Source organism: Acidimicrobiia bacterium (assembly GCA_041394025.1).
Taxonomy (GTDB): domain Bacteria; phylum Actinomycetota; class Acidimicrobiia; order IMCC26256; family JAOSJL01; genus JAOSJL01.
Genome location: JAWKJA010000003.1, coordinates 670,660 through 694,976, shown reverse-complemented (window position 1 = coordinate 694,976; position 24,317 = coordinate 670,660). Strand labels below are relative to the sequence as shown.

Annotated in this window: 22 protein-coding genes; 10 read left to right on the top strand and 12 right to left on the bottom strand. The window is 66.5% G+C overall.

All coding sequences use genetic code 11. The features are described 5' to 3' along the window. The first annotated feature begins 28 nt into the window (after positions 1 to 28). Together R3A49_10725 and R3A49_10720 are read left to right on the top strand one after the other, a co-directional pair. Positions 29 to 1,255 (top strand): glycosyltransferase, encoded by a 1,227-nt coding sequence (locus tag R3A49_10725; protein ID MEZ5171204.1) that lies wholly within the window; start codon positions 29 to 31, stop codon positions 1,253 to 1,255. Further along, the gene (locus R3A49_10720) at positions 1,248 to 1,715 is read left to right on the top strand and encodes a YbjN domain-containing protein (protein ID MEZ5171203.1); all 468 of its coding nucleotides are present in this window, start codon (positions 1,248 to 1,250) and stop codon (positions 1,713 to 1,715) included. Before R3A49_10725 ends, R3A49_10720 begins: the two co-directional genes overlap by 8 nt. A gap of 51 nt (positions 1,716 to 1,766) precedes the next feature. Here the strand turns inward: R3A49_10720 and R3A49_10715 are convergent, their stop codons facing one another. From R3A49_10715 to R3A49_10695, 5 genes are all read right to left on the bottom strand, one after another. Then, a complete protein-coding gene (locus R3A49_10715; protein ID MEZ5171202.1) occupies positions 1,767 to 2,012 on the bottom strand; it encodes a thiamine-binding protein in 246 nt (81 codons plus the stop codon). Further along, the gene (locus tag R3A49_10710) at positions 2,012 to 2,386 is read right to left on the bottom strand and encodes a helix-turn-helix domain-containing protein (GenBank protein ID MEZ5171201.1); all 375 of its coding nucleotides are present in this window, start codon (positions 2,384 to 2,386) and stop codon (positions 2,012 to 2,014) included. The genes R3A49_10715 and R3A49_10710 overlap by 1 nt, the downstream gene beginning before the upstream one ends. Positions 2,387 to 2,536: 150 nt before the next feature. Next, positions 2,537 to 4,075, bottom strand: coding sequence for a peptidase dimerization domain-containing protein (locus R3A49_10705; protein ID MEZ5171200.1), 1,539 nt, complete (start codon positions 4,073 to 4,075; stop codon positions 2,537 to 2,539). Between the two features lie 10 nt (positions 4,076 to 4,085). Further along, complete coding sequence (locus R3A49_10700) at positions 4,086 to 5,246, bottom strand: knotted carbamoyltransferase YgeW (GenBank protein ID MEZ5171199.1); 1,161 nt, start codon at positions 5,244 to 5,246, stop codon at positions 4,086 to 4,088. A 1-nt stretch (position 5,247) separates the two neighbouring features. Continuing rightward, positions 5,248 to 6,201 (bottom strand): carbamate kinase, encoded by a 954-nt coding sequence (locus tag R3A49_10695; GenBank protein MEZ5171198.1) that lies wholly within the window; start codon positions 6,199 to 6,201, stop codon positions 5,248 to 5,250. Positions 6,202 to 6,427: 226 nt separating this feature from the next. Between R3A49_10695 and add the strand changes: the two genes are divergently transcribed. Then, positions 6,428 to 7,411 (top strand): adenosine deaminase, encoded by a 984-nt coding sequence (gene add, locus R3A49_10690; GenBank protein ID MEZ5171197.1) that lies wholly within the window; start codon positions 6,428 to 6,430, stop codon positions 7,409 to 7,411. Between the two features lie 26 nt (positions 7,412 to 7,437). On the opposite strand, the gene R3A49_10685 is transcribed toward add, so the two are convergent. From R3A49_10685 to R3A49_10675, 3 genes are read right to left on the bottom strand one after another with little or no spacing between them, the layout of a single operon-like run. Continuing rightward, complete coding sequence (locus R3A49_10685) at positions 7,438 to 8,541, bottom strand: ABC transporter permease (protein ID MEZ5171196.1); 1,104 nt, start codon at positions 8,539 to 8,541, stop codon at positions 7,438 to 7,440. Then, on the bottom strand, positions 8,541 to 9,626 hold the full coding sequence (locus R3A49_10680) for an ABC transporter permease (GenBank protein ID MEZ5171195.1): 1,086 nt from the start codon (positions 9,624 to 9,626) through the stop codon (positions 8,541 to 8,543). The genes R3A49_10685 and R3A49_10680 overlap by 1 nt, the downstream gene beginning before the upstream one ends. A 2-nt stretch (positions 9,627 to 9,628) precedes the next feature. After that, positions 9,629 to 11,146, bottom strand: coding sequence for an ABC transporter ATP-binding protein (locus R3A49_10675; GenBank protein ID MEZ5171194.1), 1,518 nt, complete (start codon positions 11,144 to 11,146; stop codon positions 9,629 to 9,631). A 177-nt stretch (positions 11,147 to 11,323) separates the two neighbouring features. On the opposite strand from R3A49_10675, the gene R3A49_10670 reads away from it, so the two are divergent. The 7 genes from R3A49_10670 to R3A49_10640 all read left to right on the top strand — a co-directional run bounded on the left by R3A49_10670 (position 11,324) and on the right by R3A49_10640 (position 20,325). Further along, positions 11,324 to 12,379 (top strand): BMP family protein, encoded by a 1,056-nt coding sequence (locus R3A49_10670; GenBank protein MEZ5171193.1) that lies wholly within the window; start codon positions 11,324 to 11,326, stop codon positions 12,377 to 12,379. Between the two features lie 148 nt (positions 12,380 to 12,527). Continuing rightward, positions 12,528 to 13,967, top strand: a complete 1,440-nt coding sequence (locus R3A49_10665; GenBank protein MEZ5171192.1) for an NAD-dependent succinate-semialdehyde dehydrogenase — start codon at positions 12,528 to 12,530, stop codon at positions 13,965 to 13,967. Between the two features lie 205 nt (positions 13,968 to 14,172). Further along, on the top strand, positions 14,173 to 16,773 hold the full coding sequence (locus tag R3A49_10660) for a molybdopterin-dependent oxidoreductase (GenBank protein ID MEZ5171191.1): 2,601 nt from the start codon (positions 14,173 to 14,175) through the stop codon (positions 16,771 to 16,773). Continuing rightward, a complete protein-coding gene (locus tag R3A49_10655) occupies positions 16,773 to 17,426 on the top strand; it encodes a 4Fe-4S dicluster domain-containing protein (GenBank protein ID MEZ5171190.1) in 654 nt (217 codons plus the stop codon). Before R3A49_10660 ends, R3A49_10655 begins: the two co-directional genes overlap by 1 nt. A gap of 85 nt (positions 17,427 to 17,511) precedes the next feature. Further along, positions 17,512 to 18,447, top strand: coding sequence for an NrfD/PsrC family molybdoenzyme membrane anchor subunit (nrfD, locus tag R3A49_10650; GenBank protein ID MEZ5171189.1), 936 nt, complete (start codon positions 17,512 to 17,514; stop codon positions 18,445 to 18,447). 13 nt (positions 18,448 to 18,460) lie between these two features. Next, the gene (locus R3A49_10645; protein MEZ5171188.1) at positions 18,461 to 18,763 is read left to right on the top strand and encodes a MoaD/ThiS family protein; all 303 of its coding nucleotides are present in this window, start codon (positions 18,461 to 18,463) and stop codon (positions 18,761 to 18,763) included. Between the two features lie 395 nt (positions 18,764 to 19,158). Then, entirely contained in the window at positions 19,159 to 20,325 is a 1,167-nt protein-coding gene (locus R3A49_10640) for an amidohydrolase family protein (protein MEZ5171187.1), read from the top strand. A gap of 6 nt (positions 20,326 to 20,331) precedes the next feature. On the opposite strand, the gene R3A49_10635 is transcribed toward R3A49_10640, so the two are convergent. Genes R3A49_10635 through R3A49_10620 form a run of 4 tightly spaced genes read right to left on the bottom strand, consistent with a single transcriptional unit; the run spans position 20,332 to position 24,298 of the window. Continuing rightward, complete coding sequence (locus R3A49_10635; protein ID MEZ5171186.1) at positions 20,332 to 20,991, bottom strand: thiamine pyrophosphate-dependent enzyme; 660 nt, start codon at positions 20,989 to 20,991, stop codon at positions 20,332 to 20,334. Between the two features lie 2 nt (positions 20,992 to 20,993). Continuing rightward, positions 20,994 to 21,500: a sulfopyruvate decarboxylase gene (locus R3A49_10630; GenBank protein ID MEZ5171185.1), complete on the bottom strand. Its 507-nt coding sequence runs from the start codon at positions 21,498 to 21,500 to the stop codon at positions 20,994 to 20,996. 31 nt (positions 21,501 to 21,531) lie between these two features. Next, on the bottom strand, positions 21,532 to 23,838 hold the full coding sequence (gene pucD / locus R3A49_10625) for a xanthine dehydrogenase subunit D (protein ID MEZ5171184.1): 2,307 nt from the start codon (positions 23,836 to 23,838) through the stop codon (positions 21,532 to 21,534). After that, a complete protein-coding gene (locus R3A49_10620) occupies positions 23,831 to 24,298 on the bottom strand; it encodes a (2Fe-2S)-binding protein (GenBank protein ID MEZ5171183.1) in 468 nt (155 codons plus the stop codon). The genes pucD and R3A49_10620 overlap by 8 nt, the downstream gene beginning before the upstream one ends. Positions 24,299 to 24,317: the final 19 nt, after the last annotated feature.

The window sequence follows — 24,317 nt, the reverse complement described above, 5'->3', positions numbered from 1 at the left end:
GCGGTGGGCCACGGGTACGATGGTGCGGATGTCGCGCCCCCGCCTGGCCATCCTCAGTGTCCACTCGTCGCCTCTGGCCCAGCCCGGCCTGGGCGACGGCGGGGGCATGAACGTGTACGTCCGGGCGCTGGCCGGGGCGCTGGCGTGTGCCGGGGTGGAGTGCGACGTCCTCACCCGCGCCGAGCACCCCGAGGCACCGCAGGTGATCGACGTGGAGCCGGGATTCCGCGTCGTGCACATCGAGGCCGGGCCGAAGGCGGGCCTCGCCCGTGGCGAGCTCCACGACATCATCGAACCGTTCACCGCCGCCACGCTCGACCACATCTCGCGTACCGGCACCGACTACGACGCCGTTCACGCCAACTACTGGGTGTCGGGTGGGGTCGGCCACGCCGTGAAGCACGCCCTCGACCTCCCGCTCGTCGTGACCTTCCACACCCTCGACCGGGTGAAGGCCGACGTCGGCATCAACGATGACGCCACAGCGCGCGCCAGTGTGGAGAGAGACGTCGTGCGCTGCGCCGACACGATCGTGGCACCCACCTTCGCGGAGCGGCATCAGCTCGTCGAGCTCTACGACGCCGACGCATCGCGTATCGACGTGGTGCCGCCCGGCGTCGACCACCGGGTCTTCTCCCCCGGCGACCGTGGGGAGGCGCGTCGGGCGCTCGCCCTCGCCGACGTCGCGACGCTCCTGTTCGTCGGGCGTATCCAACCTCTCAAGGAAGCGGGCCTGGCCGTGCGGGCACTGTCGTTGCTCGACGACCCGACCGCGCAGCTGGTTCTCGTGGGCGGCCCGAGTGGTGTCGACGGTGCCGCCGAGCTGGCACGGCTCCACGATCTCGTCGAGGAGCTGGGTCTCGCCTCGCGCGTGCGTTTCGTGGCTCCCCAGCCCCACGACGGCCTCGTCACCTACTACCGGGCTGCCGACGTGTGCCTCGTGCCGTCACGCACCGAGTCGTTCGGCATGGTCGCCCTCGAGGCGGCCGCGTCGGGAACGCCGGTGGTCGCCGCCAACGTGGGCGGCCTCCGGACACTGGTCGACCCGGGCCGCACGGGGTACCTGATCGACGAGCGCGACGCCGAGGCCTTCGCCGCTCCCGTTCAGCGCATCCTCGACGACGACGAGCTCGGCGTGCGCCTGGGTCGCCAGGCTGTCGAGTTCTCCGAGGGCTACGCCTGGAATGTCACGGCCGCGCGCCTGCGCCGGCTCTACGGCGATCTCATGGCCCGCTCGCTCGTGAACTGTGCCTGACGGGTCTCCGTCCGAACGCGACGCCCGTCACGCCCGGGCCCACGAGCTGATCGACACCCACCTCTTCGGCCCGCTGGCGGCCGAGGAGTACGTCCAGCACGTCGAGTACGACGGACAGCTGCACCGCTGGTACGTGCGCTTCGGGTGCGACGGCCGCGACGCCTCCACGATCTACTTCGACCTGCACCAGCGGACGTTGCGCTACGAGGTGTACTTCCTGCCCGACCCGCCGAACAACCGTGAAGAGCTGTTCGCCTGGCTGCTCCGGCACAACCACGGCGCCTACGGGGCGCGCTTCTCGATCGGGCCCGACGGTGACATCTACGTGACCGGGCGGGTGGCCCTCGAGCACCTCACCGTGGAGGAGCTCGACCGCGTCATCGGCGTGCTCTACGAGTTCGTGGAGCAGTGGTTCCAGCCCGCCGTCACTCTCGGGTTCCGCACCCCCGAGCGGTCTTGATGAACGTCTTGCGTCGAAAGGTAGGTACGGATCTCTCTCGACTCGAACGCGTCAGCTGTCGCCCGTGCCGTCTCGGAAGAGCTGGAGCGAGACGCGTGTCGCTCCGCGGTCCATCGCCTGTGCCAGCACTTCTTCCACGGTCGAGATCACAGCGGCGTCCTCGCCTGTGAGTGAGGTTCCGAAGGGACCGTCGTCGTAGTCCAGACCCGAGTCCCTCACGACAGCAAGAGCCGCCTCTCCGTGCGGACCGCGGTCGCCCGTGATGAACGGCTCGATCGTGAACTCGGCTTTCAGCATCACGAAGCTCCTTTTCCGGAAGCGCCGTCGACCGCATTGAGGTAGTTGTAGACGGTGAATCGGCTCACGTGGAGTGCGTCGGCGACATCTTCCACGCCTTTGCGTAGTGTGAAGGCTCCGAGCTTGTCGAGCATCGCCACCGCACGCTGCTTGTCCTGACGGCTCAGCTCGGGCAGCGGAGCTCCGAGCTGGTCTTCGACAGTCGCGATGAGACGCTCGAGAGCGCCCTGTAGCCGCGGCAGACGAACGCCGGCGACGACGCGCCCTTTCCACTCGAGAAGCACGTCGCCGGGCTCGATCGACCCGGGTTTGATGAGCTCGCCACCGATCGTGTCCACCAGCGGCTTCACCGCGTCGAGAAGAGCCTGAGACATGAGCTTCACCCCCCTCGGACGCGGACAATAGTTGCAAACACGCCTTCGAGGGGTTGAACGATCTCGATTGCCACGGAATCATGCGGCCGCAGAGCGGGGGTCGACCGCAGGACGGTTCCCGGTACGGCGAAAAGGCGCTCTCCTGTCGTGTCAGCGCTCGGCATAGGCGCTGGGAAATCGAGCAAGGAAGGCGACCGCGAGACGGATCTCGCGCTGATCGACGCATTCACCGATCTTGTGCGTGTTCTGCTCGATTCCCGGGCCGAAACCGAACATCGGGGGATGCTTGAACTTGCCGGCGTCGACCCACGCCTTGGATTCGGGGACTGAGATGGAATCATCATCGGACGGGATCGGGAAGCCGACACCATCGGTCGAGAAGATCCACCGGTCGACACGAGCTTCCGGTCTCCGGTCACCCGCAGTGGCACTGGTCGTACCGAGACTCGGTGCGACGAGCGACTCGTACACCGTCACGGCGGACCGGATCGCGGCATGGTCGTCGGGCGTCGCCCAACCCATGTAGATCTGAGCGTTCCCGGGCTCGTAGCCACGCCACGTGGGCTGGTTGTAGTCGGGCACCGAGACATCGACCCTGAGCCCGGCCTCCCGCGCAGCTCTCACCGCATCGAGGTTCTCGATGTCCGCGAGGGCCTGATCGGGAAGTTCGCCAACGGTGAGGCGCCGGTCGAAGCGAAATGTGAACCGGTCGGGCACAGCGCAGTCACTCGGTGTGTCGAGTTGTGCCCATGAGGCGGTGCGGGTGCCGTGGCCGAGAAACGGGTCGTCGGCGAAACCGTCGCGCTCGTCGTAACGACGGGCCGCCTCGGCCAGAATTGCTCCGCCGTGCTCCAGGGGATTGAGCCCTTCCCACGGCATCGAGCCGTGGCACGAACGACCCGTGACCTGGACCTCGATCTGCATGCGGCCGCGTTGACCCCGGTAGATGCCGAGGGCACCTTTGGCGGCGTCGCCCGTGCCCTCGGTGAGGACCACGGCGTCCGGGATCAGCTCCGGTCCCGCTCCCGGAAGTACCTGGCGAACGAGGAACATCGGGCCCGCACCGTCGTTGTCCTCTTCGGCTGCGGTGGCATACGAGCGGATGATGACCCCGCGCAACGCACCCTGGGGAGCGAGCTCGAGGGCGATCTTGGTGGCCAGGATCTGACTGACCACGCCGCTGAGCTGGTCCGCGGCACCCCGGCCGAACACCAGGTTGTCCCACTGGTCGTCGGGAGGGAGGTACCCGAGCTCCTGTCGCAGGAACTCACGGTCGACACGATCGAGATCGATCACGCCGTCGTACGCGTCGACGCCGCCACCGAGCTTGTCCGTCCACTGGTCCCGCAGGGCGCGCACGGTGTCGGTGTGCCCGTCGAAGTAGACCACGACCTTCTCGGACTCGGGTATGCCGTCGTCGGGGTCGGAGACGGTCCAGACCAGGTTCCCGTAGTCGTCGAAGCCGACGTCGTCGGCCGACCGAACAGCGCCGTGGGTGATGATCGAGTCCCGGAGGAACTCGAGGCGCGGACCTTCATGGTTGGAGAGGCCGCAGTCGGGGTCACCGCCCGACTCGGGTTCGCGGTCCACGAAGTCGGCGGGGATGCGGATTGCCTCGGCGAGGATCTCGACCGCGATCGGTAGGTAACGCTCGCTGAGCTCTCGGATCTGGTCTTCGAGCTGGTTCATGGGGGTCCTTTCAGGTCTCGCGCTCGTGCGACGGTCGCGACAGAGCGGTGTTGATTCGTGCGGGTAGGTCGGGAACTTTGGCTGAGGCCAGCAGGGCCATGATCACGTAGACCTTCCAGTTCGCCTCACGTGCGACATCGGTCGTGTGTCGCTCGATGACGGCGGGCGCGACCTCCGCGCCGATGTCCGCCGGAAGGCAGTGCATGTACATCGCATCACCGTCGTGAGTGAGGTCCATGCGTCGCTCGTCACAGATCCAGTCCGTGAAGGATGCGTTGCGGTCGAGAGCGCGCTTCTCGATCGAACGCAGTGCCTCCTCATCGCGTGCGCGGTTGGCTTCGACCCGTTCGAGCATCAGGTCGTACGGACCCCAGCTCTTGGGGTAGACCGCGTGGGCGTCGGTGAACGCGGCGTCCATGTCGTCGGTGACCTCGAAGGACGTGCCCGAGGCGGCAGCGTTGGCTGCCGCCGTGTCGAGAACCGGATCCGAGAGCCGGTAGCCGTCGGGGTGGGCGAGCGTGATGTCGGCTCCGAACCGGGTGAGCAGCGTGATGAGACCCTGCGGAACCGACAACGGTTTGGCGTAGGACGGCGAGTAGGCCCAGCTCACAGCGATCTTCTTTCCCCGGAGACCGTCCGGGAACACCTCGCGCAGCCAGAGGAGGTCGGCCAGGGTCTGGGTGGGGTGGTCGATGTCGCACTGGAGGTTGACCACCGGCACTGTGCGCGACCGGTCTGTGGCGGCGAGATAGTCGCTGATCCCACGCTCCACGTCGCGGATGAACGCGTTGCCCTCACCGAGGATCAGATCGTGTCGGATACCGAGCGCGTGTGCGTTCATGCCGAGCATCGCGCCGGTCTCGGCGGCGGTCTCGCCGTGCGAGATCTGGGTCGACGACCCGTCGACGATGACCGGGTGCATACCGAGCCGGGCTGCGGCGCCGGCCCAGGCGCTCTTTGTGCGCGTCGAGTTGTCGAAGAACAAGGCGTAGGCGAGCTCGTGCTCGCACAGGGGGAGCCGACGATCGGCGCGGTCGGCCGACGCGAACGTGGTTGCCAACGCGAGGAGAGTCTCGAGGTCGGCAGTCGACCAGTCCTGGGTCAGGAGCAGGCTGCGCCCGAACAGCGCGGCGCTGGACTCAGGATCGATCGAGGCGTCGAGTGTGTCCATGTCAGTCCCTTCGAATACGTGTTCCGGCGTCACCGTTCATCGCGGCGACGAGATTCTCGGGCGAGCAGATGACGACCTCGCCGTCGACGCGCTGCAGGTAGTGGATCGCCGCTTCGATCTTCGGTCCCATGGAGCCGGACGGAAACTGTCCGTCTTCGTCGAGCCGAATCGCCTCGGCCATCGAGATCGTCGCCAGCGGTTCCGCGTGGTCGGTGAGGAAGTCGCGATACACGCGGTCGACACCGGTCGATATCACCAGGCGATCGGCACCGAGCTCGATGGCGAGAAGCATGCTCGTTCTGTCCTTGTCGATGACCGCCTCGTGACCTTCGATGTGCTCACCCGGGTCACCCGTGACGGGAATGCCCCCACCGCCGCAACAGATCACGGTCACACCGGAGTCGATCAGGCTCTTGATGACGTCCAACTGAACGATCTGTTGCGGAATCGGCGACGGCACGACTCTGCGGTAGCCCCGGTTGGCGTCCTCGATCATCTTCCACCCGTGCTCAGCCGAGAGTGCCTCTGCCTCCTCAGACGAGTAGAAGCGACCGATGGGCTTCGTCGGCTCGCGGAAAGCCTGGTCGTTCGAGTCCACGCGCACCTCAGTGACCACGGCGGCAACTCCTGTGGAGACTCCCCGCCCCTGGAGCTCCTCGCGTAGGGCCCGCTGGATCATGTATCCGAGCGAACCCTGGCTGTCGGCGACGAGGGAGTCGAGGGGTACCTCGTGGACGCGGTTCTTCGCCAGTTCGGAGCGCAGGGCCATGAAACCGACCTGGGGCCCGTTACCGTGGGTCAGGACCAGGCGCTCACCACGCTCGAGCAGGTCGGCGATCGGGGCGAGGGCGGCGGCGGTGACGGCGAACTGGTTCTCGACGGTCGACGGCAGTCCGGGATCGAGCAACGAATGGCCGCCGATCGCGACGACCGTGAGCTCCTTCGTCCTGCTCATCGTTGTCCAGCACCGTTCAAGCTGGAGCTCCGTGGGATCGGGGTCACCGGCATTTCAACAAGTTGTCAATGTCTATCAGCTTTCGCGACCACGTGTCATGGGGGTGTTCGTCGCATTCGCGATCGGGCTCGCGCTAATTTCGACACGCTGTCGAAGGGTCGGTGACAGACACGTGGAAACGACGGATCCGCCGCCGCGAGGGCCGACGATCGACCGGGAATGGCTCGTGGCCCTTCCAAAGGCCGAGGTCCACGTGCATCTCGAGGGGTGCATCGAACGGGATCTGGTTCGTCGAGCGGCTCGGCACCAGGGCCTCGACATTCCGATCGCGCCCGAAGACGAGGTGAACGACCTCGGCTCGCTCCTGCGCACGCTTGATGCGTCGTGTGGGCTCATCGACGCAGGGGACGATCTGGCCGAGATTGCGTACGGGTTCGCGCGGCACGCTGCGGGTTCGGGCATCCGCTACGCGGACGTGATCGTCAATCCTGCACATTGGCTTGCGTGGCGTGATCGTCTCGACGAATTCTTCGCTGTGCTGGACTCCGGGTTGACAGCAGCAGAGGCGGACGGATTCGCGCCTGTCGGCGTGTGCCCGAGCATCGGTCGGCATCAGTCGGGATCGGAAGCCGTAGAGCTCGTCGAGTGGATCATCGCACATCCGTCAGAGCGCCTTGTCGCGCTGTCGATCGACGGAAACGAAGAGGCCGCCGGAAGGAGCAGCTCTCGGTTTGCCGACGCGTTCGAGCGAGCTGCAGCCGCCGGGCTCCATCGATGCGTCCACGCCGGGGAGTCGAGCGGGCCCGAGGGTGTATGGGATGCCATCGACGTTCTCGGCGCGGAGCGCGTGGATCACGGCATCCGTTGTGTGGACGAGCCGGCCCTCGTCGCCGAGCTCAGGAGTCGTGGTGTACCACTCGACATCTGCCCTACGTCCAACGTGCGGCTCGGAGTTGTGCGATCGCTACGCGACCACCCGGTAGCGGCGCTCCACGACGCCGGCGTGAGGATCTCGATCAACACCGACGACCCGTACCTCCTCGGGACCGACGTCCCGGCCGAACTCGAGAGTGTCGCGAATGAGTTCGGATGGGGCTCCGGGGTGCTCGTGGAGTTCGCCCAAACCTCGATCGATGCATCTTTCGCACCCGGGGAGCTCAAGGCAGCGCTCCGGAAGGACCTGAACGCATACATCGAACAAGCGCCCTGACGATCGGGTGCGTCGGGCTCCGCCGCTCACGCTTCGATCTCGCGGCGATACGGCTGCGTGATGGCGGCCGGCGCGCTGCTGCTTCCCTTGATACTGGCGAGAGCAGCAAGCGTGACGACGTACGGCAGTGCGAGCCACAGCTGCGACGGTAGCGAGATGTTCGGTTCCGCGACCCAGAGCGCAAACGCGCAGGCCGCAACGAGAAGCCCGAACACGGGACCGAGGGTCGATGGGCGCCAGAGGCCGGTCTTCCCATGCCACCGCTGCCAGGCAACCCACACTGTGGATACGAGGACTCCGATTCCCACGACGAGCCAGACCTCGCGCGGAATGAACTCCTCGGCCTGGAGGCGCAACTGGAGCGCGTCCGCCGCGCCGAATACCAGGCACGCTCCGAGGACACCGAGCGGACGCCACCGGCCGAAGATCACAGCGGCCAGGGCGAGAAATCCACGTCCGGCGCTCATGTTCTCCTGGAAGAGCCCGAGCCGCACGACGGAGAGGGATGCTCCCGCCACCCCGGCGAGTGCGCCGGTGACGAGTATCGCCTGCCAGCGCTTGGCCGCGACGCTCACGCCTGCCGTGTCGGCCGCAGCCGGGACCTCGCCGACCGCGCGAATCGAGAGGCCCCACTTCGTGCGGTACAGCACAACGCTCGCTACCAGGACGGCAGTGAAGGCGAGGTACGTGATCGGTGTGTTGTCGAAGAGCGCCTCACCGACACCGGGAATGTCCGATAGGAGCGGGATCTTGATCGGATCCATACGGTCCAGCACGATCTCGGCACGACTCCCGAAGATCTCCCGGAACGCGAAGGTCGTGATGCCGAGAGCAAGGATGTTGAGGCCCACACCGACCACGATCTGGTCTGCTCGCGCCTGGATCGACAGCACAGCCATGACGGACGCCAGCACCATTCCTGCCGCTAGTCCGCACGCGATTCCCGCCCAGGTGTCACTGAAGTACCAGTCGCCCCAGAAGCCCCAGAAGGCGCCCATGAGCACCATGCCCTCGATGCCGACGTTGAGCACGCCGGCGCGTTCGGAGAAGAGCTCACCGACGGCTGCAAAGATCAGGGGGGTGGCGGCAATGATGGCGGCTGCGAACCACGCCGAGTCGAAGGGGCCCATCAGGCGACCTCGACCGGAGTCGGGACCACCGGCTCAGTGGTGTCGACCCGCTCACTCTTGAGGCGGTCGAGCAGGAACGTCGCGCCGGCCACGAAGATGATGACGAGCCCCTGAGTGATGAGAACGACGGCCGAGGGAACCCCGACACGCGCCTCCATGAGGCCGCCCCCCTGGCGGAGGAAGGCGAAGAGCAGTGCCGACGGGATGCACGCGATCGGGTTGTTCCGGGCCAGGAGGGCGACCACGATCCCCTCGAAGCCGAAGTTGGCCGAGAAGTTGTCGGACATGCTCGTCGACTCGCCTCCGAGGATCAGCGAGCTTCCCGCCAAGCCTGCGAGAGCGCCGGACACGACGAGGGCGATCGTTGTCACGGTCTTGGTGGCGATGCCGGCGTGGCGCGCCGCCGGCTCGTTCGCACCGGTGAACCGAAGCCGGAAGCCGAAGGTCGTGCGGTTCAGGACGAACGCGACGACGAAGACCATGACGATCGCGAGGACGAAGTCCCACGACAGCGATGTTCTGTCGAGCAGACTCGGCCACTGGGCACTCTCCTCGATCGGACCGGAACGGGGGAAGGTCTTCGTGGGCTCCTGGAGAGGACCGCGTACGAGCCAGCTGACGATCTCGATGGCGATGAAGTTGAGCAAGAGGGTCGAGATGATCTCGTTGACTCCGCGTCGGGCCCACAACCATGCGGCGATCCCTGCCCAGATCGCTCCACCGGCAACACCGGCCATGACCGCGAACGGAAGGTGGATCACGATGGGCATCCCGGCGAAGTGCAGGCCGACCGTCGTCGCGCAGATCCCCCCGGCGAGGATCTGGCCTTCGAATCCGATGTTCACGCGCCTGGCCCGGTAGGCGACGATCCATCCCAGGGCGACGAGTAGCAGCGGGATCATCTTGCTCAGAGTTCCGGCAATCTGGGCCCGGTTGCCGAAGGCACCGTCCCACATCGCTCGAGCAGCCTCACCGGCGTCGTTACCCGTGAGAGCGATCACGAGCATCGACAACGCGAGCGCCAGAACCAGTGCGGAAACGGAGACCCCGAGCGAGGCGAGTGCGCGCTTGAAGCGATTCGGCATGGTCAGCCTCTCGCTGTTTCGACGCCGCCCATGAGGAGCCCGAGAGTCTCGTCGTCGGCATCCTCGGGATCCAGGATTCGAACGAACCGACCGCCCACTATCACGGCGATCCGGTCGCTGAGTGAGAGGATTTCGTCGAGCTCGGTCGACACGAGCAGGATGGCGCCGCCCCGCTTGCGATGTTCGAGGAGGCGGTCGTACACGAATTCCATTGCTCCCACGTCGAGACCACGAGTGGGCTGCGACACGATGAGCAGGGTCGGCTCACCGCAGAGCTCGCGTGCCACCACGGCTCGCTGCTGATTCCCTCCGGAGAGTTGACGCATGATCACCGACACGCTGGGCGTCCTCACGTCGTACTCGGCGACGAGGTGCTCGCAGTGCTCACGGGTGGGGGAGCTGGCCGTGACGCCGCGGCGCGAGAACGGGGCACGACGGAAATCCTTGAGCATGAGATTGTCGGAGATGGAGAGGTCGAGGGCTACTGCATTCCGGTGGCGATCTTCCGGTATGACAGCGCCACCGTGACGATGGAAGCGCTGGGGCGTCAGACGGGGCTCCTCGCGCCCGCGCACGCGGATGGTGCCGTCCGAGGGTCGATGAACGCCGGTGAGCACCTCGACGAGCTCTCGCTGACCGTTGCCGTCGATGCCGGCGACCCCGAGGATCTCCCGTTCGCGGATCGCGAACGACACGTCATCGAGGACCGTTCGACCGTCCTTGTTCTCGAAACGAAGTGATGAGACCTCGATCACGGGTTCACCGGGCGGGTAGTGCTCACGCTCGACACGCAATACGACGTCTCGCCCCACCATCATGCGGGCGAGCTGCGCCTTGTCGACATCGTCGGTGTGGACCGTGCCGACGACAGCGCCGTCTCGCAGCACGGTGCACCAGTCGGATGCCTGGAGCTGCTCGTCGAGCTTGTGACTGATGAAGATCACCGCTTTGCCATCGTCCGCGAGGTCGCGGAGTGTCCTTGCGAGCTCGTGCCACTCCTGGGGAGTCAGCACTGCGGTCGGCTCGTCGAGGACGAGCAGCTCGGCACCCCGGTAGAGGAGCTTGAGGATCTCCACGCGCTGTTGCAGTCCGACGGAAAGGTCCTCGATCAGGTCATCGGGGTCGACGTCGAGCCCATAGCGCTGCGACAACTCGCGCACGCGTCGTGCAACCGTCGGGATTCGAGAGAAGGGCGAGCGGTCGTCACGGAGGCCGAGAGCGACGTTCTCCGCGACGGTCATGGTCGGTACGAGCATGAAGTGCTGGTGCACCATGCCGATCCCGAGGTCGACGGCATGTCGCGGGGAGCGGATCCGCACCGGCTCACCGTCGATCTCGATCGTTCCCTCGTCGGGATGGAACAGACCGTAGAGAATCTTGACGAGAGTCGACTTGCCCGCGCCGTTCTCTCCCAGCAGACCGCGAATCTCTCCGCGATCGACGTCGAGGTCGATGTCGCGATTCGCCACGACCCCGGGGAAGCGTTTGGTGATCCCCTGCATCCGCAGGAAAGGCGTCATGCGGTCGGGAACCTACGACCCAGCGGCACCTCCGTCAACAATTTGTCAACTCCAGGAGATTCCACGCGCATCGTCGGCAGGCTCGACCCGGAGCCGGCGGTCGTTCCCGCTTGACATTTCGGCGTCGGAGGAGCATCGTGCCGATATCAACAAACCGTTGAAGGCTGGGGGAACACCATGAGGAGTTGGAGACATCTACTGGCAGTGCTGTTCAGCGTCCTGCTCGTCGCCACGGCATGCGACAGCGACAGCGACGGCAACGGAGGTGACAGCACGACAACCGAGGCCGGCGACGGCTCGGGCCAATCGGGCGAGGGCGTGAGCGTCGGGATGGTTCTGCCAGGCCCGCAGGACGACAAGGGCTTCAACGAAGCCCACTACAACGGGATCGTTCTCGCCGAACAGGAGCTCGGGATCACCCCGAACGTCCAGGAGAACGTTGCTGACCCCGACGCCCGAATCGACGCGATGCGGAATCTGGCCGCCGACAACGAACTCGTGATCGGTGTCGGTGCGGAGTTCGCCGAAGCCGGGCTCACCATCGCTCCCCAGTTCCCGGACGTGCAGTTCGTGGTCATCAATGGCGAGACCGACCCCGAGATCACCAACCTCCACGTCTACGGGGTTCGGCAGGGCGTTCCCGCCTATGTCGCGGGTGTCGTCACGGCCTCCGACGAGTTCGCCGCGGAGACCGGAGTGGACGTCACCTCGGTCGGCTACGTCGGCGGAGAGGAGATCCCACCGACCACCCAGTCCGATGACGGGTACAAGGCAGGTGTGGAGGACACCGACGACTCGATCGAGTACGCCTCGACCATCGTCGGCGACTTCAACGACGCGCCGAAGGCCAAGGACGCCGCCGTCGCCCAGATCGACGCAGGTGCCCAGGTGATCTTCGCACTCATCGACGCCGGTTATCCGGGGGTCATCCAGGCAGCCGAAGAGGCTGGTGGCGAGGAGCTGCTCTTCAGCGTGATCTTCCCCCGCTGCGATGACTATCCGAACCTCGTCGGCACGGCGTTCCTGAACTCCGACATCCTGGTGGAGTCGATCATTCAGGATTATCTCGATGAGGACCTTGCCGAAGAGCCGTTCTTCTACGGCGTCGAGGATCCCGAGATCCAGCGACTCGAGCTCTGCCCGAACTTCCAGACTCCGGAGCTCACGCAGCTCGTCGAGGAGACGCAGGCCGCCATCAACGACGGGAGCATCACGCTGCCTGACGGCGTTTGAGCAGCTCGTCCCCCAGCGCCGGTCTCGCCGGCCGTTCTGCCCCGAACGGCCGGCGGGAACCGGGCCGCTCCGCGACGAACCGCGATGACGCCGTGGCGATGCCTCGACGTCGGCGAGCGAAGAGGTCGTGGAGAGGAGCGAGAGCGACGTGACCGAGGCTCGGGGATGTTTCATCGGGGGGACGTGGATTTCCACGGTCGACACCTTCCCCGTTGTCGACCCCGCGACCGGCGTGGAGGTCGGGCGAGCGAGCGACGCCACCTCGGCGGAGGCACACGCGGCTGTTGACGCCGCTGCCGGGGCGTTCGACGAGTGGGCGGCGACACCCGCAGCCGAACGCGGCGCCGCGCTCCGGCGCATCGCGACGGAGCTCGAGCGTGCAGGCGACGACATCGCCTCGTTGATCGTCGCGGAGCAGGGTAAGCCGATCGGTCAGGCCCGCTTCGAGGTCGCCTACGCCGGGCAGTGGCTGGAGTGGTATGCGGAAGAATGCCGACGGACCTACGGTGAGATCGTTCCGCCTCCGACCCCCCAGAAGCGCCTGCTGGTACAGCGCCGGCCGGTCGGAGTCGCCCTCGCCATCACACCGTGGAACTTCCCGGTTGCGATGATCGCCCGCAAGCTGGCCCCGGCGCTCGCTGCCGGTTGTCCCTTGGTCGTGAAACCCGCCGAGCAGACGCCGCTGTCGCCTGCGGCCTTCATCGACGCCGTCGCTCGGGCGGGAATCCCTGACGGCGTGGTGAACTTCGTGACCTCGTCCGACCCGACCCGTGTCTCGGACGCTCTGGTGGGCGACCCACGCGTGCGCAAGATCACGTTCACCGGTTCGACGGAGGTCGGCAAGCTCCTGGTGCGCCAGTCCGCGGGCCACCTGGCCCGGGTCTCCCTGGAGCTCGGGGGTCAGGCACCGTTCATCGTCTTCGACGACGCCGACCTCGAGGCTGCGACGGCGGGGGTGCTTGCGTCGAAGTTCCAGGTCAACGGGCAATCCTGTCTGTGTGCCAACCGTCTGTTCGTCCAGGAGGCTGTTGCCGAACCCTTCGCCGAGCAACTCACCGACGCTGTGGCAGGGTTGGCCGTCGGTCATGGGACCGATCCAGACGTCGCGGTTGGTCCGCTGATCGACGAGGACGGCTACGACAAGGTGTCGGCTCACGTCGCCGACGCCGTCGAGCATGGAGCGCGCGTGCTCGTCGGCGGTGGTCGACGTGAGGGGGAGGGCCTCGATCGGGGATTCTTCTTCGCTCCCACCGTGCTCGCAGACTGCAGCGACGAGATGCGCGTCGCGCGGGAAGAGACCTTCGGGCCGGTTGCGCCGCTCCTGACCTTCTCCGACGAGGCCGAGGTCGTGCGGCGGGCCAACGACTCGCGCTTCGGCCTGGCTGCGTACTGCTACACGCGGGATCTCGGTCGGGCCCATCGCGTCGCTGACGCACTGGAGTACGGGCTCGTCGGGATCAACGACCCGCTCCCGGCGTCACCGGTGGCTCCTTTCGGCGGCTTCAAGGAGTCGGGCCTCGGTCGTGAAGGGGGTCACGACGGGATCGAGGCCTTCCTCGAGACCAAGCTCGTCTCCATCGTCTGCTGACCCACCGGGGTCGCCGAGGCCGTGACCCGCAACTCGGGCTGCCCTCGCCGGGCGGTTGACGATTTGTTGAAGAATTCCTTGCGTTCGGGTCGGGGTGTCGTTAGGTTCGACATCGACACCGAGACGGCGTCGCCACGAGCTGTGTGACCGGGGGGAGCCGGTCTTCGTAGGGCGATGCGCCCGGTCGGTGTCACGGAGGTACATCGTGGAGACCGATCTCCTCGGAGTGCGGTCGGGCACGGCGTACGGTGACGGCTGGGTTCGGTCCACCTGCACGGTCTGTCTCAACCGTTGCGGAATCCTGGCTCACGTCGCCGACGACGGCGTGGTCGACAAGATCCTCGGTGATCCGGCCAACCCTCACAACCACGGGCGCACGTGCGCCAAGGGTGACTCCGGCTTCGAGGGTCTGCGCGACCCCGACCGGGTGACGGCGCCGATGCGCCGTACCAACCCCGACAAGGGTGTGGGTGTCGACCCCGGCTGGACCGAGATCTCCTGGGACGAGGCCCTGGACGAGATCGCCGGTCGATTGAGCGAGATCCGCGAGACAGAGCCCGAGCGCTTCATGTTCTCGACCTTCGACGCCTTCCACCTGCGCGGCGCGCTCGTTCCGTCGTTCATCCACGGTGCCGGCCTGCCCGGCTACTCGACGTGGTCGGCGCAGATCTTCTGCGGGAACAACGTCCACGGCATCGGCTACATGAACCTGAACGGGTTCGAGGGCAATCCGGATCCGAAGTACTCGAAGTACATCATGTTGTTCGGATCGCAGTTCGGTTCCGTCGTGCACTACGACACGATGCACGCGACCCGTACGCTCTCCGAGCGCCGCGATGACGACGATGTCAAGATCGTCGCGGTCGACCCCGTGTGCGGTCAGGCGGCATCTCGAGCCGAACAGTGGGTCCCGATCCGCCCGGGGACCGACGCCGCACTCATCCTGGGGATGGTGGACCAGCTCGTCAACGAGCTCGACATCTACGACCGGGAGTTCCTGCTCACGAAGACCAATGCGCCGTATCTCGTCGGCGCCGACGGCTACTACCTGCGCCACGACGGTGGGGACAAGCCACTGGTGTGGGACGAGGCCGACGGCTCGGCGAAGCCGTTCGACGGAGACGTCCGCGAGATGGCGCTGTCGGGAACCTACGAGGTCGACGGCAAGACGGCCCGCACGGCCTTCCAGACTCTGCGCGAGCATGTCCGCCGCTACTCGCCCGAGTACGTGGAAGAGGTGACCACCGTACCGGCCGACACCGTCCGCCAACTCGCGCGTGAGTTCGGTGAGGCGTCGTGCATCGGCGAGACGATCGAGATCGACGGGGTGGAGCTCCCCTATCGGCCCGCCACGGTCTCGTGGTACCGAGGTCTCTCCGCACACAAGCATTCGATGCTCAACGGTCTCGCCATCATCCTCCTGCCCACGATCATGGGTGCGATCGACGTGCCCGGGGGACTGCTCAGTGACCCGTACTCCCTCAAGGGCAAGGTCGCCGAGCGCGAGTACTCGTGTCCGGCCAGTCCCGAGGGCCTCATCTCCCAGGGATTCCTGGGAGGTGGACGCGTCGGAGGCCTCTACCCGCCGCGCAAGGTGCGCAAGCCCCAGACTCCCGAGATGTTCGAGTTGCTGCCGGTCGGCCCCTATGGAGCCATCTTCTACCTCCTCGCCTCGGAGAAGGAGGACGTCTACAAGCCGCCCCCCTTCCCCCGGATGATGCTCCAGTACCACTCCAATCTCATGAAGACGTCCGGACCGCCCGACGTGATGGAGCGGTTCCTCAAGCGTTTCGAGTTCATCGTCTCGGTCACCCGACGTCCCGACGAGACCACCGAGTTCGCCGACATCGTGTTGCCCGACCTCCACTACCTGGAGCGTCTCGTTCCCTTTGCGTACCAGCACTACGCATCCGGTGACGGCGACCTCGCCGCCTACGGACCGAAACCGGTCGTGCACCCACCGTTCGAGGGCCCTGTACCGGGTGAGCCCTACGTCGACATCATGCAGATCTTCCTGGAGATCGCCCGTCGCAGCGGCTTCCTCCCCGACCTGTACGAGTCCTTCAACACGATCGCCCACCTCAGGGAGCCGTGGAAGCTCGATCCGCAGGCGGAGTACAGCTACACCGAGCTCGTCGACCGCTGGCTCCAGAACGAGTTCGGCGAGGGCAAGGGCCTGGAGTGGCACCTCCAGGACGGGCTGTGGACCGACACGAAGACCGTCCAGGAGAAGTACCCGCGCCCGTTCTTCGACGCTCGCGCACAGGTCTACTTCGAGTTCATGCCCAAGGCGGGTGAAGACGTCCGTCGGGTCACCGAGGAGCTCGGTATGCCGTGGGAGACCGACGACTACCAGGCCCTGCCGGACTGGAAGCCCGGGCCGGCCTACAAACGCCCGCCTCCACACGACCTGTACCTGGTGAACCTCAAGGTGTCGCACCACGCGCTCGGCCACACGCACAAGAACCCCCTGCTCACCGCGGTGGCGTCAGCGCACAACGACCTGCGATCGGTGTGGATCCATCCCGAGACGGCACGTGCGCGCGGGATCGTCGACGGTGAGCAGGTCACCATCGAGACGTTCGAGGGGCGTCGCCAGACGGCGGCGGCACGCGTCACGCAGCTCGTGCATCCCGAGGTCCTGGCGACCCAGGGGTGCGGTGGTGGCTGGTCCAAGGGTGCCAACGGCGACGAGGTGAACTTCAACGCTCTTCTCGCGATCGACGAGGACCACATCGACTTCCTCTCGGGGGCTCTCGACTGTGTGATCTCCGCCAACGTCGAGTCGAACGGGAGCGGACACTGATGCGCTGGGGAATGGTCATCGACACTGCCCGCTGCGTCGGCTGTCACGCCTGCACGATCGCGTGCAAGGCCGAGAACGAATCACCGGCAGACGCGTTCTACGCCCCCGTCATCGAATATGAGGTCGGGACCTATCCCGACGCGCGCATGCAGTTCCTGCCGACGTTGTGCAACCACTGTGAGGACGCGCCGTGCGTCACGGCCTGCCCTTCCGGGGCGCTCAAGCGTCGCGATGACGGCATCGTGCTCGCCGACGAAGACGTGTGCATCGGGTCACGCGCCTGTATGAACGCCTGCCCCTATGGCGCGATCCACCTCTTCACCGGTGCCGAAGGTGAGATGCTCGCCGATGGCAGCCGGACGCTTCCCACGGTGCCCGACCGGGTGGCACGTGAACGGCACCAGGTCGGAACAGTCTCCAAGTGCACGTACTGCGCACACCGGATCGACTTCGGCCTCGAGAACGGGCTCACGCCGGGTGTCGACCCCCTCGCGACCCCTGCGTGCGTCGTCACCTGCCCGGCCGAGTGCCGGATCTTCGGTGACCTGGAGGACGACACCAGCCCGATCAGCCTCTACCTGCAACGTCGAGGTCCCGCCGAAGTGCTGCGACCCGACGCCGAGACGGGAGCTCACACGTCCTATGTCGGCTGACATCGCCATCCGTACCCCCCGGGTCCAGGATCCCGGCCCCGAGGTCGCCACACGACACAACGGGCACCGTCCCGAGAACGTGTTCATGGATCGCTGGCGGCTCGAGCCCAAGACCCAACGCGTCTGGGGCGTGTCGCATGCGATCTGGTTCACCCTCATGGGAGTGGGCGGTGGGTTGTTCATCCTTGCGCGAGCGCTCGATCTCAGTAGCCGCCTCGGACACTGGTTCGGCGTTCCGCTCGTCGACTGGGTGAGCTTCGTCGCGATCTCGGTCGGTGGCCTGATCCTGATCGGTGACCTCGGCCGGCCGCTCCGGGCCTGGCGAGCTTTCGTCAACGTGCGTACGAGCGTGATCAGTTGGGGCGCATGGGCCGACCTCATCTTCCTGACCCTGGGGGGCCTGCTCGTCCTGCCCGATCTCCGGCTGGGCTCGGCTCAGCCGTTCGAGTCGTTGCCATGGGAGGCCGAAGCCACCTCGGGACTCGGCCAGACGATCGAGATCGTGGCGATGGTGGCCGCCGTCGTGGTCATGGTCTACGCCGGGGTCGTGCTCGCTCGTCCCCGTGCGATTCCCTACTGGCACTCGGTGAACGTGCCGCTCCAGTTCCTCCTCTCGTCGGCTGCCATCTCGATGGCGGTGGTGCTCACGATGGCGGTCGCCAACGACGTACCGGTCACGAGCGGCGATCTCCGGATCCTGGTCGGCTTCCTCGTCGCGCTCCTCGTGACGCTCGCAGTACACCTCCTGACCCGTACCGAGGTCCCCGGCAAGCGCGAAAGCCTCGACCGACTACTCCGCGGCCGCTATCGGAGTGCCTTCGTCGGCGGTGTGATCGTGGTCGGCACGATCGTCTCGCTCGTTCTCTCCTTGGTGGCGCTGGCAGTCGACGGTTCCCGCGACGTGCTCGTCATCGTGGTGCTGGCACTTCTCGTGGTCGCCGGCTTCGGCCTGCGCCTTCTCACGCTCCGAGTCGGCATCTTCCCACCGGTCAAGGAAGTTCCCGGCCTCTATCGACCGTGACGTTCCTCCGATCATGACGACGGCCGTCGAGATCCGGGTCCACTACATCGGGAGTCTCAAGCACAAGCTCGGCTGCGACCATGACCACCTCGTGCTGCAACCGACGGTGTGCGTGCGCGACGTTCTCGAGGAGCTCGTGGAGCGCCACGGCGCCGAGCTGCGCGACTGGTTCTACAACCAGTACGGATGGCTCGATCCGCGCTGCATGGTGTTCATCGACGGCGAGGACTCGCGGGAGCTCGGGGGACTCGACGCGTCCCTCGACGGTGTCGCCGAGATCGAGATGGCCATCGCACTTCCGATGGCTGGTGGCTGACCGGCACTCGGTTCGATGCTTCCGGAGCCACGATGACCCGGACCTCGAACTCGTTCCCTCATCTGGCCTGACACACGCGGACGGAAGCGAGATGAGCTCCGTGCCGATCCCGGTCAGGGGCGGCGTCTCGGTCGGTTCTACATCGGTTCGCTCATGAGGAGACCACCGGTATCCTCCGTGTGGTGCGCACGCTCTTTCGCTCCTTTGATCGGATCGTGACGAGTGACGATCACGATCGGGAGCTCGATGGGGCCGACATCCTGGTCGACGACGGGGTGGTCGCGGAGTTGGGGGTCGGTCTCCAACCCGCGATCTGTGACCAGATCGTGGATTGTTCGGGTCTCCTGGCGTTGCCCGGGTTGATAAATGCCCATCAGCATCTCTACCAGGGAGCGATGCGGGCGATACCCGATCTCGAACGCTCTCTGATAGGGGATTGGCTCCGTGGCATCGGCGCCGACGCACTCACGCGGTTCGAACACGGGCGATTCGGCGCGCAGGAGGTACGCGCCATCGCCCGAGCGGTCTTGGCCGAGTCGCTGCTCGGAGGAATCACCACCGTTGCGGACCAGCACTATTTCTTCCCGGGTTCAGCCGTTCCGGCCCCGGCATATGTGGAAGCGACGATCGAAGCTGCATCGGCGCTGGGTATCCGTCTCACCGCGTGTCGAGGATCGATCACGATGGGACGAGCAGCTGGGGGCGCGGCGCCGGATTCGATGGTGCAGGCCGTGGACACCGTCGTTGCGCACTGCGAGTCGCTGATCGACGGTTATCACGATGCCTCCCCGTACTCGATGACACAGATCGCCGTCGCGCCCTGCGGAGTGCACGTCGATCGCCCCGAGCTCTTCGAGGAGCTTGCCGCGCTGGCCTTCGACCGCGAAGGGGTGGGCTTGCACACGCACCTCTACGAGCGAATAGACACCGACTTCACTCGCGAGCGCTACGGGATGACACCGTGGGAGTTCCTGGTGGAGCACGGTTGGGCGACCGAACGCACATGGCTCGCGCACATGACCGACGTACCGATCGAAGAGCTTCCCGAGATCGCGGCCGCCGGGGTGGCGATCGCTCATCTCCCGGCCCCGGACCTGCGAATGGGGTGGGGACGCGCTCCGTTGCGCGCGATGCTCGATGCCGGGATAACGCTGGGGATGGGAACGACGGGCTCCGCGAGTAATGACGGGGCGAATCTGCTCGGCGACCTGAGGATCGCCGCGCTCGTTCACCGTGACGAGCGTGTGCCACCAGATGCGTGGCCTTCGGCTCGCGAGTTGGTGTGGGCAGCGACGCGGGGATCCGCCACGTGCCTCGGACGTCCGGCCCTTGGTTGGATCGGCCCGGGCTCGGCGGCCGACTTCGCGGCCTGGGACCTGCACACGGTGGATCGGTTCGGTATACAGGACCCGGTCGCCGGTCTACTCCTGACCGGGCTCTCCAGCGCAGCATCCCTCGTGGTCGTCGCGGGCCGAACCGTGGTGGAAGGTGGCGCGCCCGTGGGTTTCGATCCGGCCCGCATCGCCACCGAGGCATGGAGTGTGCTCGGTGTGGATCGCTGAGTTCACTCAGTGCGAGTCGGGATCCGCCATGAGTTGGCGGTCCTGTTCGGCCAGGTGCAGGATCGAACGACCTTCTGTGCGTTCGACGTGGCGAACGAAGCGGTACTTGTCCTCGAAGCCGTCGGTCTGACGGGGTGCCACCCGGGCGTGTCCCGGCTCGGTGCGTACGCAGACGAAGCGGCACCCGCCTTCATCGCCGAAGGCGACATCGAGCTCGGCGTCGAGCTCGGCCTCGGTCTCGACGGTCGTGGCATGGGGGACTCCCGAGGCGGCCGCGATGGCAGCAAGGTCGGCGCTCGTCGCGGTGGCTGTCGGGCGGGCACCGTCCGCGTTCCAGCCGATCGACTCATAGCAGCCGTTGTCGACGACCCACACGACGAGGTTCTCCGGTCGGGACTGACCCATGGCGACGAGTTGACCCAGCTCCATGAGTACTGAGCCATCGCCGTCGAGCGCCACGATCTGTCGGTGGGGAAGGGCGAGGGCCAAACCCACCGCCAAACCGATGACGTCTCCCATCTGGCCCAGGTGTGCCGTCCGGGGGTGCTCGTTCGTGAGATCTGCCCACTCGAACGAGACCGCCCCAATGTAGGTGGACATCACGAGAGCGTCGTCAGGGACTCGGGCTGCGAGTCGCCCGAGCCATTCGTATCGGTCGAGGGCCATCGTCATTCCTCCCAGATGCAGTCGCCCGACACGAGTAGCGCCGTCGGATGGAGTTGGGCCTGTGCGAGACGGTTGGCGCGCCGCAGCCCCCGCCGGAGGTGGGACGGATCCCGGACGATCTGATACGGGATGCGCAGTGCGTCGAGGAGGGGCTCCACGACGATCCCGTGGGGGATTCCCCAGTGCTCCGTCTCCCCGAGGTCTCCGCGATACGAGAGCATGAGGACGACGGGAACACCCGTGCCCAGCGAGATCCGCGCGATGTACTCGGCGGCGACCCGTAGTCCCGAGTTCTCCATCACCAGGACCGTGTGTCGCCCACCGAGCCACGCCCCCGCACAGATCGAGAAGCCCACACCCTCGTTGCACACGGGGACGTACTCGAAGTACGGATCTGCCTCGACCACCTCGTGGAGGTCGCGCTGCCAACCGTCGGGGAGTCCGGACACGAAATCGATCCCGGCTTCCTTCAGGCCCGCAACAGCCTCCTTTGTCGCGTGATCGAGCATCTGTCCTCCGGTGATCTGATCGACGGCGCGCTCAGCGACGCACAGTTGGACTCGCCAACGCGATGTCCTGGGGGCGAATGGGGACACGGGGGAGCTCGAGCCCTGTTGCCCGTCTGACGGCAGCCGCGATCGCGGGTGTGGGCGAGGCCACGGGCGGTTCGCCGACACCCTTGGCGCCGAATGGCGCACCGGGCTCAGGCTGCTCGATCATCTCGGTCACGACGTCGGGCATGTCGAGTGCGGTCGGGATCAGGTAGTCGGTGAACGAGGCATTGGCGATCCTGCCGCCGTGGAGGACGATCTCCTCCATGACGGCGAGTCCCACGCCCTGTGCGATCCCGCCCTCGATCTGACCGAGGACCTGGAGGGGATTGATGGCCCGACCGACGTCCTGGGCGGTGGCGATCTGAACGACGCGCAGAAGGCCGAGATCGATGTCGACGTCCACAACAGCGCGGTGGGCGGCGCACACGAAAGACACGTGGGCGTCACCCTGGCCTGCTTCGTCGAGCGGCCGCGTCGGTTGGTGGTGGTACTCGCGCGTCTCCTCCACCACGAGTCCTTCCGCCGCCTCCGCGCACGACACATCGACGTCGCCACCGACCGACACGACGCGGGCATCCTCGGTCACCTCGAGACCCTGGAGGCCCACGTCGTTGGTACGTGCCACATGCTCGACGAGACGATCCCGAACGGCGAGGCATGCAGCCTCGACGGCGCCCCCTGACATCCACGTCTGGCGACTCGCCGACGTCGACCCCGCCGACCCCACCGTCGCCGTTGAGGCCGGTGCGAGGACGACGTCGTCGATGCCGAGGACGGAACGGGCGATCTGCTCGGCGAGTGTCACGAAACCCTGGCCGACCTCCGCGCAGGCGCACGTGATCGTGACGATCCCGTCTTCAACGCGCGCCGTGGCGGTCGAGAAGTCGTCGAAACCCTCCGCGTACATCAGGTTCTTGAAGTTCACGGCGAGGCCGACGCCACGACGTATCCGGTCGGGGTCGGCGGTGCGACCGGCCCCACCCGGACGGGCGATGGGGTCGGCGATGTCTTCAGGGGGGAGCGGGGCGCTCGCGGTCGCACGGATGACCTCAGCAACCGGAAGGGTCCCCGTGATTCGTTGCCCGGTGGGTAGCGTGTCGTTCGGCGCCAGTGCGTTGCGCAGACGCAGCTCGACGGGGTCGAGCTCGAGAGCGGCGGCGAGCTTGTCCATCTGGGACTCGTGTCCGTAGCACGCTTGGACGACACCGAAGCCCCGCATGGCCCCACAGGGCGGGTTGTTGGTGCGTACGTTGTAGGCGTCGATCACGACGTTGTCGCAGCGGTAGGGCCCCAGCGCGAAGCACGCCGCGTTGCCCGTGACGTGGTACGAGGACGAGATGTAGGCGCCGCCGTCGAGGACGATGCGGCTCTCGACTTTCACGAGTTGCCCGGAACGGTCTGCGTGGTGTCGATACCACAAGCGGCCCGGGTGCCTGTGGACGTGGCCGAAGAACGACTCGTCGCGCGAGTACAGCATCTTCACCGGTCGCCCGGTTCGTAGTGCCAGCAGGCAGGTGTGGACCTGGAGGCTGATGTCTTCGCGCGCGCCGAAGGCCCCACCCACGCCGGCGAGCACGAGCGTCACCTTGTCGGGCGGTAGGTCGAGACAGTCGGCCACCTGGTCGCGGTCTACGTGAAGCCACTGCGTCGAGATGAACAGTTCGACGCCGCCGTCCTCGTCGGGGATGGCCAGACCGGATTCGGGCCCGAGAAAGGCCTGATCCTGCATTCCCAGCTCATAGGTCCCTTCGACCTGCACGTCGCCCGTGACGGAGGGGTCTCCTCGTCGTATCGGAAGATGCCGGAAGACATTCCCGTTCGGGTGCAGCGGTCGGCCCCTGAGTGCCTCCTCGGGATCGAGCACCGGCTCGGTGACGTCGTAGGTGATCTCGATGCGGTCGCGAGCGAGCCGGGCGATCTCGGGGTGGTCGGCCGCCACCGCCGCGATCGGCTCACCCGCGTATCTGACCACCCCGTCGGCGAAGACGGGTTGGTCGTGCTCCTCCAGGCCGTAGAAGGGCTTACCCGGTACGTCATCGGCGGTGACGACGGCACGGACCCCCGGGGTCTGCCATGCGCCGCTCAGGTCGATGGCGACGATGCGGGCCGAGGGATGCGGGGAGCGCATCGTCGAGCCCCACAGCATCCCCTCGGCCCACAGATCCGACGAGTACGCGAAGGAGCCGTTCACCTTGGGCACACCGTCCGGGCGGCGCTGGCTGTCCCCGACGCGGCCCGAACGTGAGGACGTCATCTCGCGCACGCCCGCGGTCGTTGTCGAGGCGTCAGGCATCGGAACGCTCTCTGATCGTCTTCTCGACGGCTGCGAAGATTCGCCCGTAGCCGGTGCAGCGGCAGAGGTTCCCCGAGATCGCCTCACGGACCGCCAGCGGCTCGGGTGACGGGTCGCGTTCGAGGAGGTCGTGCACGGCCATCACGAGACCGGGGGTGCAGAACCCGCACTGCACGGCGCCCTCGGCCAGGAAGGCATCCTGGACGTCGGTCAGTGCACCACCGTCGATGCCCTCCACCGTCGTGATCTCGGACCCAATCGCCGAGCCGGCGAGGACGAGGCAGGAACAGACGAGCTCACCGTCCATGAGAACGGAGCACGAACCGCACTCGCCCTGTTCGCAGGCGTTCTTGGAGCCGGAGAGCTGGAGTCGTTCGCGCAGCACCCAGAGGAGGTTCTCGCCCAGCCACCCGGAGTCGACCTCGAGGTCCTCACCGTTGACGCGCAGTCGATAGCCCACCTCGGGGATCAGGTCGGGA

Excerpts from the sequence above, each read along its gene's own strand:
- R3A49_10695 (MEZ5171198.1), bottom strand. The coding sequence starts at position 6,201 with ATGAGCAGGACGAAGGAGCTCACGGTCGTCGCGATCGGCGGCCATTCG.
- nrfD (MEZ5171189.1), top strand. The coding sequence starts at position 17,512 with ATGGATCGCTGGCGGCTCGAGCCCAAGACCCAACGCGTCTGGGGCGTG.
- R3A49_10710 (MEZ5171201.1), bottom strand. The coding sequence starts at position 2,386 with ATGTCTCAGGCTCTTCTCGACGCGGTGAAGCCGCTGGTGGACACGATC.
- R3A49_10715 (MEZ5171202.1), bottom strand. The coding sequence starts at position 2,012 with ATGCTGAAAGCCGAGTTCACGATCGAGCCGTTCATCACGGGCGACCGC.
- R3A49_10670 (MEZ5171193.1), top strand. The coding sequence starts at position 11,324 with ATGAGGAGTTGGAGACATCTACTGGCAGTGCTGTTCAGCGTCCTGCTC.
- R3A49_10635 (MEZ5171186.1), bottom strand. The coding sequence starts at position 20,991 with ATGGCCCTCGACCGATACGAATGGCTCGGGCGACTCGCAGCCCGAGTC.
- R3A49_10630 (MEZ5171185.1), bottom strand. The coding sequence starts at position 21,500 with ATGCTCGATCACGCGACAAAGGAGGCTGTTGCGGGCCTGAAGGAAGCC.
- R3A49_10705 (MEZ5171200.1), bottom strand. The coding sequence starts at position 4,075 with ATGAACCAGCTCGAAGACCAGATCCGAGAGCTCAGCGAGCGTTACCTA.
- R3A49_10645 (MEZ5171188.1), top strand. The coding sequence starts at position 18,461 with ATGACGACGGCCGTCGAGATCCGGGTCCACTACATCGGGAGTCTCAAG.
- R3A49_10725 (MEZ5171204.1), top strand. The coding sequence starts at position 29 with ATGTCGCGCCCCCGCCTGGCCATCCTCAGTGTCCACTCGTCGCCTCTG.
- R3A49_10675 (MEZ5171194.1), bottom strand. The coding sequence starts at position 11,146 with ATGACGCCTTTCCTGCGGATGCAGGGGATCACCAAACGCTTCCCCGGG.
- R3A49_10700 (MEZ5171199.1), bottom strand. The coding sequence starts at position 5,246 with ATGGACACACTCGACGCCTCGATCGATCCTGAGTCCAGCGCCGCGCTG.
- R3A49_10640 (MEZ5171187.1), top strand. The coding sequence starts at position 19,159 with ATGCGGGCGATACCCGATCTCGAACGCTCTCTGATAGGGGATTGGCTC.
- R3A49_10655 (MEZ5171190.1), top strand. The coding sequence starts at position 16,773 with ATGCGCTGGGGAATGGTCATCGACACTGCCCGCTGCGTCGGCTGTCAC.
- R3A49_10680 (MEZ5171195.1), bottom strand. The coding sequence starts at position 9,626 with ATGCCGAATCGCTTCAAGCGCGCACTCGCCTCGCTCGGGGTCTCCGTT.
- pucD (MEZ5171184.1), bottom strand. The coding sequence starts at position 23,838 with ATGCCTGACGCCTCGACAACGACCGCGGGCGTGCGCGAGATGACGTCC.
- R3A49_10685 (MEZ5171196.1), bottom strand. The coding sequence starts at position 8,541 with ATGGGCCCCTTCGACTCGGCGTGGTTCGCAGCCGCCATCATTGCCGCC.